Annotated in this window: 10 protein-coding genes; 4 read left to right on the plus strand and 6 right to left on the minus strand. The window is 67.3% G+C overall.

Annotation, left to right across the window (positions count from 1 at the left end):
• Position 1: 1 nt before the first annotated feature.
• Positions 2-1,885 (minus strand): 1-deoxy-D-xylulose-5-phosphate synthase, encoded by a 1,884-nt coding sequence (gene dxs, locus ACNR9O_RS01770; protein WP_473683512.1) that lies wholly within the window; start codon positions 1,883-1,885, stop codon positions 2-4.
• 156 nt (positions 1,886-2,041) lie between these two features.
• On the opposite strand from dxs, the gene ACNR9O_RS01775 reads away from it, so the two are divergent.
• The gene (locus ACNR9O_RS01775) at positions 2,042-2,470 is read left to right on the plus strand and encodes a low affinity iron permease family protein (protein ID WP_473683510.1); all 429 of its coding nucleotides are present in this window, start codon (positions 2,042-2,044) and stop codon (positions 2,468-2,470) included.
• Between the two features lie 4 nt (positions 2,471-2,474).
• Here the strand turns inward: ACNR9O_RS01775 and ACNR9O_RS01780 are convergent, their stop codons facing one another.
• Complete coding sequence (locus ACNR9O_RS01780; RefSeq protein WP_473700695.1) at positions 2,475-3,098, minus strand: HNH endonuclease; 624 nt, start codon at positions 3,096-3,098, stop codon at positions 2,475-2,477.
• Positions 3,099-3,368: 270 nt separating this feature from the next.
• Here ACNR9O_RS01780 and ACNR9O_RS01785 point away from each other — a divergent pair, with 270 nt between their 5' ends.
• Positions 3,369-4,127: a SapC family protein gene (locus ACNR9O_RS01785; protein WP_473683506.1), complete on the plus strand. Its 759-nt coding sequence runs from the start codon at positions 3,369-3,371 to the stop codon at positions 4,125-4,127.
• Positions 4,128-4,185: 58 nt separating this feature from the next.
• On the opposite strand, the gene ACNR9O_RS01790 is transcribed toward ACNR9O_RS01785, so the two are convergent.
• From ACNR9O_RS01790 to ACNR9O_RS01805, 4 genes are all read right to left on the minus strand, one after another.
• The gene (locus ACNR9O_RS01790; protein ID WP_473683504.1) at positions 4,186-4,683 is read right to left on the minus strand and encodes a RidA family protein; all 498 of its coding nucleotides are present in this window, start codon (positions 4,681-4,683) and stop codon (positions 4,186-4,188) included.
• Between the two features lie 25 nt (positions 4,684-4,708).
• Positions 4,709-5,155 (minus strand): c-type cytochrome, encoded by a 447-nt coding sequence (locus tag ACNR9O_RS01795; protein WP_473683502.1) that lies wholly within the window; start codon positions 5,153-5,155, stop codon positions 4,709-4,711.
• Positions 5,155-6,729, minus strand: a complete 1,575-nt coding sequence (locus ACNR9O_RS01800; protein ID WP_473683500.1) for a flavin monoamine oxidase family protein — start codon at positions 6,727-6,729, stop codon at positions 5,155-5,157. The genes ACNR9O_RS01795 and ACNR9O_RS01800 overlap by 1 nt, the downstream gene beginning before the upstream one ends.
• A 133-nt stretch (positions 6,730-6,862) precedes the next feature.
• Positions 6,863-9,235 (minus strand): TonB-dependent receptor plug domain-containing protein, encoded by a 2,373-nt coding sequence (locus tag ACNR9O_RS01805; RefSeq protein ID WP_473700736.1) that lies wholly within the window; start codon positions 9,233-9,235, stop codon positions 6,863-6,865.
• A gap of 305 nt (positions 9,236-9,540) precedes the next feature.
• Here ACNR9O_RS01805 and ACNR9O_RS01810 point away from each other — a divergent pair, with 305 nt between their 5' ends.
• Both ACNR9O_RS01810 and ACNR9O_RS01815 read left to right on the plus strand, forming a co-directional pair.
• Complete coding sequence (locus ACNR9O_RS01810) at positions 9,541-10,986, plus strand: TolC family protein (protein WP_473683496.1); 1,446 nt, start codon at positions 9,541-9,543, stop codon at positions 10,984-10,986.
• The gene (locus ACNR9O_RS01815; protein WP_473683494.1) at positions 10,983-11,924 is read left to right on the plus strand and encodes a hypothetical protein; all 942 of its coding nucleotides are present in this window, start codon (positions 10,983-10,985) and stop codon (positions 11,922-11,924) included. Before ACNR9O_RS01810 ends, ACNR9O_RS01815 begins: the two co-directional genes overlap by 4 nt.
• The last annotated feature ends 1 nt before the right edge of the window (position 11,925 follow it).

Here is an 11,925-nt window from a genome sequence, read left to right on the forward strand (position 1 = left end):
ATCAGGCCGAAGCGGCGGCCGCGAACTGGGGAAATCGCGCGCGGATCGCGTGGCGGATGCCGGGCAGATCCAGGCCGGCCATGGTCAGCACTTCCTCGCGGCTGCCGTGTTCCAGGTAGGTGTCGGGCAGGCCCAGATGCAGGATCGGCAACGTGACGCCGTGCGCGGCAAGGCATTCGGCCACGCCCGAGCCGGCGCCGCCGGCGACTGCATTGTCTTCGAGAGTGACGAAGGCTTCGTGCGTCTTCGCCAGCTCCAGGATCATCGCTTCGTCCAGCGGCTTCACGAAGCGCATGTTGACCAGCGTGGCGTCCAGCTCGGCGGCGATCACGGCGGCGGGCGCCAGCATCGCGCCGAAGCTCAGCAAGGCCAGGCGGCGGCCGCGGCGACGCAGGTCGGCCTTGCCCATGGGCAGGGTGTCCAGTTCCTTGCGCAAAGGCACGCCAGGGCCGGTGCCGCGCGGATAGCGCACCGCGGCGGGGCCCTGATACTGGAAGCCGGTGCTGAGCATCATGCGGCATTCGTTCTCGTCCGCCGGTGCCATGATCACCATGTTCGGCAGACAGCGCAGGAAGGAGAGATCGAAACTGCCCGCATGGGTGGCGCCGTCCGGGCCGACCACGCCGGCGCGGTCGATGGCGAAGGTCACGTCCAGGTTCTGCAGGGCCACGTCGTGGATGGCCTGGTCATAGGCTCGCTGCAGGAAGGTGGAATAAATCGCCACCACCGGCTTGGCGCCTTCGCAGGCCATGCCAGCGGCCAGCGTCACGGCGTGCTGCTCGGCGATCGCCACGTCGAAATAGCGCTGCGGATACTCCTTGGAGAAGCGCACCAGGCCCGAGCCTTCGCGCATCGCCGGGGTGATGCCGAGCAAGCGCTCGTCGGCGGCAGCCTGGTCGCACAGCCAGTCGCTGAAGACGTCGGTATAGGTCGGCTTGGCGGGGCCGGCCTTCTTCACCAGGCCGGCCTGCGGATCGAACGGGCCGACCGCGTGGTACTCGATCTGCGCCTGCTCGGCCGGGGCGTAGCCCTTGCCCTTGGTGGTGATCACGTGCAGCAGCTGCGGGCCGGGCAGGTCCTTCACCATGCGCAGCGCATGCAGCAGCTGTGGGATGTTGTGGCCGTCGATGGGGCCGGTGTAGTGGAAGCCCAGTTCCTCAAACAGCGTGCTGGGCACGAACATGCCCTTGGCGTGCTCTTCCCAGCGCTTGAAGAAGCGGCCGAAGAACGACTGCTTCGGGATCGCCCGCTTGGCGCGCTCGCGCCACGCGTTGAGCGTGTGGCTAGCCATGGCCCGGGCCATCATCTTGGTCAGGGCGCCGACGTTTTCGCTGATCGACATGCCGTTGTCGTTGAACACGACCAGCATGTTCGGCTCCACGTCGCCGCCGTGGTTGAGCGCCTCGAAGGCCATGCCGGCGGTCATCGCGCCGTCGCCGATCACGGCGACGACCTTGCGGTTGTCGCCCTTGCGCTGCGCGGCGATGGCCATGCCCAGCGCGGCCGAGATCGAGGTGGAGGAATGGCCGACGCCGAAGGTGTCGTACTCGCTTTCCTCGCGCCGCGGGAACGGTGCCAGGCCGTCCTTCTTCTTGATGGTGGTGATGCGGTCGCGTCGGCCCGTGAGGATCTTGTGCGGGTAGCACTGATGACCCACGTCCCACACCAGGCGGTCGCGCGGCGTGTCGAACACGTGGTGCAGCGCCACCGTGAGTTCGACCACGCCCAGGCCGGCCCCGAAATGGCCGCCGGAGCTGGCCACAGATTCGATCAGGTACTGGCGCAGCTCGTCGGCGACGGCCGGCAGCTCTTCGTCGGCGACGCGGCGCAGGTCGACCGGCGTCTCGATGGTCGCCAGGTGGGGAAAGCGGGAGAGGTCGTTCATTCGCATATTGTTGGCCCAGCGGGAGGGCGGGGCAAGGGCAGGACCGTGAAGGAACGCTGTCCGCGGGTTTCCGTCCGGACCGATCTCACGCTACGCCGACATCGCGCCCACACGGCGCCGGCCAGTGTGGCCGTACCGAACCCAAGGGAGCGTGTCATGAAAGGGCAGACCGCATTCCGGCGCTTCGCCGAAGCCACGGCGCACTACGCGGGCAAGCCGATGGCCTTCCTGCTGGCCGTGCTGCTGATCCTCGGCTGGGCGGTCACCGGGCCGATCTTTCACTTCAATGACACTTGGCAGCTGGTGATCAACACCGGCACGACCATCATTACCTTCCTGATGGTGTTCCTGATCCAGAACACGCAGAACCGCGACACGGCCGCCCTGCAGATCAAGCTGGACGAACTCATCTGCAGCAGCCAGGCGCACAACGCACTGCTTGACCTGGAGAACCTGGACGATGAACAGCTCGAGCGCATCCGCCGCCACTACGTGGGCCTGGCGGAGGCGGCGCGCAGCGACCTGGACCGGTTCGAGGAGGTGGTCGAGGGCCTGCGCCAGCGCGAGGAAGAAGCGCCCCCCTGAGCCCTCAACCCATCAGGTGCCGCCGGTCGCGCGGCAGGTGGCTGACCAGGAATTCCATCTGGTCGGCCAGGATGTTGCGGTTGGACAGGATCAGGTGCTCGACCCAGCTGGGGCGGTACGGCACCGCCAGCAGCGGCATGTTGGCCTGCTGCGGCGTGCGGTTGCTCTTGCGCAGGTTGCAGGCCACGCAAGCGCTGACCACGTTCTCCCATTCGTCCTTGCCCTTCTTGGAGATCGGCAGGACATGGTCGCGGGTCAGCTCGCCGCGGCTGAAATGCTCGCCGCAGTAGAGGCACAGATAGCGGTCGCGGGCGAACAGGGCGGTATTGGTCAGGGTGGGCGCCGGATCGACGGCGTGTTCGCGGCAATGCCCGGTGCTGGCCACGATGGGGTGCAGTTGCAGGGAGCTGCGCCGGCCCAGGTCGCGATTGTGCCCGCCGTAGACGGTCAGGCACGGATCGCCCAGGGTCCAAGCCACGGCTTCGCGGACATAGAGGCAAACGGCGTCCTGCCAGCTGATCCAGTCGAGAATGCGGCCCGCCGCATCCAGCGAGAGGATGCGGGCGGCGTGCAGATCGGCGACCTTTCCGGGCCCGTCGATCAGCCGCATGGGGGTTTCCATCGGCATGAAAGTTCGTCCTTCAGGCGAAACAACAAAAGCGTTCAGACGATGCAACGGCGCTGGTTCGGCCGAGCATAAACCATCTCTCATTGCAAAATGCATGCACAAAAACGCACGCAACTACCTGTCGGGACTGGCGGAAGCCGCAGATCGGCAGGTATTTCCGCATTGCCGGGGGGCTGCGATATAGTGACCGTTCATCTGTAGACCCGACGCCGGGTTTGGGAGGGGAAGCCTGGGTGGCGACCCCGGCACGGCGGGGCAGAGGTAAACGACGTGGCTGAAGTTCTTTTCTACGAGCGCCCGGTACCGCTCAATCGTACCGTTCACAAGGATCTGCGCCTGAAGGGCATGCCCAGCCTGCGCTTCGCCGCCGGTGTGCACTCGGTGCCGCTGACCGGGGTGGAGTTCCCCGCTGCCGCGCGCGATCTGCCGATCCTGTTCGCCGGCTCCAGCATGGAGGAGGCCGGTCCCATGGCGCTGCTGGGCCTGCGCCAGAACGAAAACCTGTTCGTCGACGCCGACGGCCAGTGGGCGGCCAATACCTACATCCCGGCGTTCGTGCGCCGCTATCCGTTCGTGCTGGCCGAGAAGCCGGCCGATCAGGAAGGCGACGACTTCACCGTGTTCCTGGATGAGGCCTACGAAGGCTTCGGCAGCGACGAAGGTGAGCGCCTGTTCATGGAAGACGGCACCGACAGCGAGATGCTGAAGAACGCCGTGAACTTCCTCGGCGAATTCCAGCAGCACGTGGGCCGCACCCAGTGGTTCATGGCGCAGCTGCGCAAGCACGACCTGCTCGAGCCGCGCAACATCCGCCTGGAGAAGGACGGCAAGGCGATCAACCTCAACGGCCTGTATGTGGTCAGCGAGGAGAAGCTGCGCAATCTCGACGAGAAGACCGCGCACGAATTCCTCAAGGAAGGCGTGTTCGGCTGGATCTACGCGCACCTGCTGTCGCTGGCCAACATCGACCGCGTGGCGCAGCGCCTGGACCAGCTGGAACAGGTCGAAGGCAAGGCCACCAGGAACTGAGCGTCCCGGCCATGCAGAAAAAACGGCGCCCCGGGGGCGCCGTTTTTTTGTGCGCTGCTCAAGGCCGCACCGCGATCACCTCGATCTCCACCCGATAGCCGGGATTGCCCAGCGCCGCGATCTGGAATGCCGAGCGCGCCGGCAGGTTGGGCTGTTCCTTGGTGCCGAAGAACTGGCGGTAACCGGTCATGAAGCCCGCGAAGTCCATGCGGCCGCCATGGGCCTCGTCGCCCACCAGGAACACCTGCATCTTCACCACGTCGCCCATGCCAAGGCCCATGCCCTTGAGCTGTTTTTCGATGGCGGTGAGTACGCCGACGGTCTGCGTCTTGGTGTCGCCGTAGGCCGCGGCCGAATCCTTCGGCGCCGACGTATCGATGACCGGCGGCACGTTGCCGCTGACATAAATGGTGGCCTTGCCCGCGGGGACCTCGACGGCAGCGGAAATGGGGAAGTCGCTGTCCGGGATCTTGTAGCGCTTTACCGCCTGCGCCTGCGTCGCCGACGCGGCGGCGAGAAAGAGAAGGGCGAGGGCATAACGGCTCTTCTGCTGCATGGAATGCTCCTGTGGGGAAGGGGTGTCAGCGATGCATCGCGGCGACGTCGTCGGCGGTGATGCGGTCGGTGTACTGGTTGCCGAAATGGGTGCGGATGAAGTTGATCACGCCGGCGATCTGCGCGTCACTGAGCTTCGCATCGCGCAGGAAACGATCCTCGTCCTCCGGCGCGGGTTTGAAAGCAGGCATGTCGCGCCGGCCATGCAGAATGACCGCAGCCATGTACTGCGGCGACGCCAGCCGCGGATTGCCCGTGAGGGCCGGGTAAGCGCCGGCGCCCTGTGCGCCCCTGGCGTCGGGCATGTGGCAGCCCTGGCAGATGCTGCGGAATACCGTTTCGCCATCGGCGGTGGCGAGTTTGCTGCCGCGACGCCCGGCGTTGTCCGAAGACTGGGCGCATACCACGCTTGCCATCAGCATCGATGCCGCGCAAGACAGCGTCAGCCGCCCGAATACCGTTCGCCATGTCATCACGCACCTCCCGTCGCGCGCCGGTGGATGCGTTCGATGGCGTCCAGCGCGGACGTCACCGCACCTTCCTGCCATGCCGGCAGGTAGGAAGCGTGTTCGCCCGCCAGCACGATGCGACCGTCCACCTGGCACAAGTTGTCGTAATGGCGCTCGCGCGCCTCGTCGGACCACACGCCAAAACAGCCGAGCGTGAACGGTGAGCGGTGCCAGCCGACCGCGATGCCATGCTCGAATTCCTCGCGGTACTGCGGATGGATGCGGCTGCCGTATTCCACAGCCATGCGGACGCGTTCATCGGGCGACTTGGCGGTGAATTCGTACGCATTCATGCCCCAGATGTACGCGCCCAGCAGCACGCCCTTGCCGCCGCTGTGAAAGCCCGTGCTCGGATAGCTGATGTTTGCGATGGGCAGATCGGTGTAGCTGATGCCGCCGTAGATGTGCTCGTCTTCTTCCCAGAAGCGCCGCTTGAACTGCAGGCCCACTTTCACCGAGGCGGCATAAGGCACCGCGGCGATCGCCTCGGCCATGGACGGCGATACGTCCATCGGCAGCTGGCCGAGAATCGACAGCGGGATCGTGCATACGCACCAGTCCGCGCTGGCGGTGAGCGTGTGGCCGGGGGCGGCAGCGTCTTCGTACGCCACCGTGACGCCGTGTCCGTCCTGTCGGATCGCGGTGACTTTGGCGCCGTAGCGGATCAGCTCTTTCAACTCGCGCCCGAATGCTTCGCCGATCCGACCCATCCCGCCCACCGGCTGGAACAGCGTGGTCTGAAACTCGTAGATCTCGCCGGCGACGAGATGCTGCCATAACCGCGAACCGAGCACGTCCGACAGGCCCAGAGGCGTCGAGGTCACCGGACGTGCGGACAGGCCGCCGCCGGCGTCGCGTTCGTAGCCTCGCCGGTTGCTGCTGGCCTGGCCGCGGACGTAGGCGAACTTCTTGTCCAGCGCGCCCCATTCGCGCAGCGATTCGAGCAGCTGCTCCTGGTCTTCTTTCGTGACCGCCTGATCGAGCTTGCCCTGCTGGGTAGTCTTGGCCAGCAGTTCGGCGACATGGCCGCGATAATCGGCATGGACGGCGTGGTAGCGCTGCGGCTTGCCGTCGAAGGCATCGGCGCTGTGCAGATAGGCGTTGTGGTTGACCTGCACGAAGGGTTCCAGCGCCACGCCCAGCTTGCGGCAGTAATGCAGGATCCCGTGGTGGTGGTAAGGCAGGCGCCACGGACCGGGATTGAGGTACAGGCCGTCATCGAACCGGCACTGCTGGGTGAAGCCGCCCAGCTCGGTGAAGCAATCGCCGCCGCGCAGCGACCAGTTGCGGCCGCCGGGACGCTGGTTGTACTCGAGCACCTGCACCTGATAGCCGGCGGCGCGCAGTTCGTACGCCGCGACCATCCCGGCGATGCCTGCGCCGAGCACCAGCACGGATGCGCCGCGCGGCGCGCCCTGCAGGCGTGGCTGCTCGCGAAACGGCGACTCGGCCGCGAGCCCCAGGCTGCTCATCGCCTGATACATCGCGCCGCCGCCGGCCGCGATGCCGATCATGCGCAGCAGGTCGCGGCGTTTCATGGAGCGCGGATCGTCGTCCGCGCGCTGAAGAACTTCCTCGTGCATCGATCACCTCTGACGTGGGGGGACGGGAGCGCGCCATGCGACGCGGGTCATGCCACCCCTCCGCGCCGCCGGCGCGGAGGGGATGCCGTCAGAAGCGATACGCGACCTTGCCGTACCAGTAGCGGCCGTTGAAGCCGAACGGCGACAGCGACGAATACTGCAAGCCGTCGGCCCGGTCTTCGTACACGTTCGCCAGCGAGGCCTTGGTCGGGTATTGATTGGTGAGGTTGTCGACGCCGGCGGTGAAGGTCCATTCGCGCCAGGCGTAGCTGGCGGACAGATCCAGCAGCCAGCGCGCGGCGAAGCTCTGGTCCTGACTGCCATCCTCCGCATCGCCGCGCCGGATCACCGAGCCGTAGCGCGTGAGGTTGGCGTGCAGCCCGAAAGCCTGCAGCTGCCAGTCGCCCGCGAACACGTACTTGGTGCGCGGCGTGGATGACGTCAGCAGGCCTTCGCTGGCGCGGCCGAACGCCGGCGTGGAGATGCTCAGCACCTTGGTCTTGTTGTAGTTGCCGCTGGCGGTGAAGTTGAGCTTGCCCCACGCATCCAGATCCATGCGGTAGTTGGCGATCAGATCCGCGCCGCGCGTGCGCGTGGTGGCGCCGTTGACGAAGAACTGGGCGCCGGTGACCTGGCTGTTCGGGATGCTGACCGCGATCTGGTCGGAATAGAGAATCGCGTTGCCTACGCGGATCTGGTACAGGTCCAGCGTCGCGCTGAAATCGCTCCAGGGTTGCCATACCGCGCCCAGGCCGTAGTTGGTCGACTTTTCCGGCTTCAGCGGTCTGGCGCCCAACGCGATCGCGACCGGATCGGAGGTGCGGTAGGTGCCGATCTGCGCGAGCTGGCCGTTCTGGATCAGCGTCACCACCGACTCGTAGTTCTGCTGCGCCAGCGACGGTGCGCGGAAGCCGTTGGAGGCCGTGCCGCGCAAGGCGAACGTGTCGGTGAACTGGTAACGCGTCGAGAGCTTGCCCGAGCGCGTCGAACCGGCATCGCTGTAGTGCTCGTAGCGGCCGGCCAGGCCTGCTGAAAGCTTGCTGGTCACATCGGTTTCCAGGTCCACGTAGGCCGCCTGGCTATGCCGGCCGAAACTGCCGGCGACTTGCGGCGTCAGGCCCGGAAACACCTGCGAGCCGCCCGCGTACGGCGTGCTGGTGCCGGGGATGAGCGTCGTGGGATCGAAGAAATAGGAATCCGGATCGCCCGCGTCGATCACGTACGTTTCCTTGCGGTATTCGGCGCCGAACGCGACCGTCACCGGATTGGGCAGGAAGCCGACGTGCACGTCCTTGCTCAGGTCCAGGTTGGCGACACTCTGCTTGTTGCGGAACGTGCCGGCGTTGAAGTACGTCGGCGAATAGCCGAGCGTGTGATACAGATTTGTGTTGACGCTGTTGGCGATATCGAAGGCCAGATTGTTCTCGCCATGGTCGGCCGAGAAGTCCCAGTGCCAGCCGCCCGCGGTGGTGCCGCGCACGCCGAGCACCGCAGCGATGTCGTTGCTGTGGTTGACGATGCGCGGCAGAAAGCCGTTGGGATAGATAGCCGGCACATTGCGTGCGGAATCGTACGCGCGGTAGTAGCCGTTGGAGGTGACGTCGCGCTTGCTGCCGTTGATATAGCCATACAGCTCCACACCTGGCGTGATGTCGTAGCCGAAGTTCAGCAGCAGCTGGTACGTCTTCACCGCCGGATCGCCGTAGCGTTCGTACGGGATACCGCTGGGATTGGCCGCGCCGGCGATGGTAGTGGCCTTGTCGCGGTTTTCCGCGCGGTTGGTGTTCATGGCGTTCTGGTAGTTCCACGCCACGCGCAGCCAGCCCGGTGCGCTGCCGTTGGGGCCGCCGAGCGGAATGCCCATGCTGCCCTGCACGCCGTTCTGCGCACCGTCGCCCTTGTCCATGACGCCGCCGCTGGCGGTGATGCTGTTGCCGCCTTCGACACTGCCGCGCTTGAGCACCACGTTGATCACGCCTGCAATGGCGTCCGAGCCGTACTGCGCCGCGGCGCCGTCGCGCAGTACCTCGATGTGATCGATGGCCGCGATCGGGATGGAGTTGAGATCCACCGGGGCCGAGCCCCGGCCGACGGACGAGTTGTAGTTGACCAGGCTGGTGGTGTGGTACCGCTTGCCATCGACCAGTACGAGCACCTGGTCCGGCGACATGCCGCGCAGGCTGGCGGGCCGGATCGCGTCGTTGCCGTCGTTGATGGCGGGGCGGGGGAAGTCCAGCGAGGGGAGCAGGGTGCTCAGGGCGCTGGCCAGATCGGTACTGCCGGTGGCGTTGAGATCCGCGGGGGTCAGTACGTCGATGGGTGCGAGGGATTCGGAGGCGGTACGGTCGGTGCTGCGCGTACCGGTGACGACGACTTGCTGGAGCTGCTTGGCTTTCTCGGGTGAGGCTGCCGGATCGGCGGGTTTATCGTCGGCCCAGGCCGTGGCGGCCAGGGCATTCATACAGCAAAGGGGTAGCAGCGCGGCCGCCGGCAGGCGCCGCTTGAGTCGTTTGGTCATGAGTGGTTTTTCCCCGGTCAGGCAGTCAGTGGACGGCTCCTTGCCTGCATCTTGCGTCGCAGCAAATCCTCCCCAGGGCTGCGACGGTTCGAGGCTAAGCGCGCATGTTGCGTCGCGTCAATATCTGGTCATTTCGCTGTCATTGCGCTGTAATTGGCGGCCCGGTCGGTTTTTGCGGTGCGGCAGAACTCGCTGCCATCGACGAAGCTCTAAGGTCCGTCTAAGACCGGGCCGGGATGATCTGCGAGATGCGATACGTTTTCCCGCACCATTCCTGGTCGGCCCGCTTCCACGCCATGGGCATGACCTTCCTCGCCACGCTGGCCGGCTGTGCGCACTACCAGCCGCGACCGATCGACCCCGCCGCCACCGCCGCGCAATGGCAGGCCCGCCGCCTGGACGATCCCGCGCTGGCCGAACGTCTGCGTCCTCTGCTGCGCGACACGCAGCTGGCTTGGCCGCCCTCGCGCTACGGGCGTGGCGAACTGCTGCTGGTCGCGTTCGCCTTGAATCCCGACCTGGCCGAGGCGCGCGCGCATCTTGCCGAGGCCGATGCCGCGGTGCGTACGGCCAAGGCGCTGCCCAATCCTTCGGTAAGCCTCGCGCTGGAGCGCTACGCGCAGGACCAGGCCGGCAGCAGCCCGTGGCTGTGGGGTGTGACCACTAACTGGCTGCTCGATACGGCCTTGCGCCGGCGCTTGCGTACGGACCTGGCCGATGCCGGCGTGCGCACCGCACGCCTGGACTACGCCGAGAAAGTATGGGAGGTGCGCCGCACGCTGCGTGCCGCGCTGGCCGACGTGCTGCTGGGCGAGCGCCAGCGCGTCCTGGCAGATGACACGGTAAGCAAGGCGGGTGCGTTGCAGGCCGCGCTTGAGCAGCGCCGTGCGCTGGGCGAGGCGATGCCCGCGGAGGTACTGCAGGCGGGTTCGACACTCGCGCAGGCACGCCAGGCTTCCGCCGCGGCGGCGCAGCGCGTGGCCGATGCGCGCGCACGACTGGCGCGCGCGGTGGGCGTGCCGATGCATGCCTTGGATGGCGTCGCGTTCGCCTGGGACGATCTGGAATCTCCGGTGTCCGTGGAGCCGGCGCGCATCGACGATCTCGCCGCGCGAGCGCGGCTTTCGCGCCCCGATCTGGATCGCGCGCTCACCGACTACGCCAGCCGCGAGACGGAGCTGCGCCAGCAGGTGCGCATGCAATATCCGCAGCTCAGCCTCGGGCCGGGCTACACCTACGATCACGGTGTCCGCAAACTGCAATTCAACCTGGGCGCGACCTTGCCGCTGTTCGACCAGAACCAGGGCCCGATCGCCGAAGCCGAAGCGCGCCGCGCCGCGGCAGGCCGCCACGTGGAAGCCGTGCAGGCCGGCATCGACAGCGAGATCGCCGGCGCCACCGCGAAACTCGCCGCTGCGCGCGACGCGCTGACAGCGGCCGATCACGGGCGTGACACGGCCGAGCGCCTGCAGCGGCAGGTCGAAGCCGGACATGCGCAGGGCGAGGACGATCGCGTCGCCGTGCTCAATGCGCAACTTGTTTCCATCGCCGCCGCGCAGGCCCGGCTGGCGGCGGCGGACCAGGCCCAGCAGGCGTTCGGCGCGCTGGAGGACGCCGTGCGCGCTCCCCTGGAAGGCAACGAGGCCGAGCTGCTGCACGCCGCCGGTCCGTCACACCTTGGAGATACGAAGTGATCGCTCGTCTTTGTTCGCGCCGCATGGCGCGCATCCTGTTCGCGGCGGCGCCGCTGCTGATCGCGACGCATGCCGCTGCGACGGAAGTGGACGCCGGCGCGCAGTCGCGCCTGGGCCTCGCCTTGGTGGAGCTTCATGCCGCGCAGGCGCCGGCCGGCGTGGCCGCGAGCGCTGAAGTGCTGGATCCGGCGGCGCTGGCCAAGACCGCCGACGACATCGCCGCGCTGCAGGCAGCGGCCGATGCCTCCGGTGCCGAAGCGCGTCGTGTGCAGGCGCTGTTTGCGGCAGATGGCAACATGTCGCGCAAGGCGCTGGACGCGGCGCGCGCGCAGGCGGCGGCCGACCAGGCGAAGCTGCGCCAGGCGCGCACGCAACTGCGCGTGGACTGGGGTCCTGCCATCGCCGCGCTCGATGCGCCGGCGCTGCATGCGCGCGCAGAGGCGCTGCTGGATGGGCGCGTGGCGTGGCTGAAGGCCGAGCCGCTCGCTACGCCTGCACCCAGATTCCAGGCCGCAGGCGCGACGCTGCGACAAGGCGATGGGCCAGAAGCGGCTGCGCGCGTGCTCGGGCCATTGCCGCGCAGCACCTCCGGCCTTGCCGGCGGCTGGCTGCTGGAAGCGCCGGGTGCCGGCCTGGCGCCAGGCATGCTGCTCACCGCGCGCCTGCAGGGGGCGGGCGCGGGCGCGACGGGCGTGCTGCTGCCGCGCGGCGCCGTGGTGCGCTGGAATGGCGTGGCCTGGGCGTACGTTGCGATCGATGCGACGCATTTCGAGCGCCGCGCCGTGAACGCGCTCGCGCTCACCGCCGATGGCTGGATCGTCGGCGCGCCGTTCAAGGTCGGCGAGAAAGTCGTGGCTCGCGGTGCGCAGACGTTGATCGCGCTCGACGCCGCGCCGGTTCCGGCGCAGGCGGACAATGCCGCCGCGAATGACGACTGAG

It is taken from the genome of Dyella sp. CR10, from assembly GCF_055814425.1.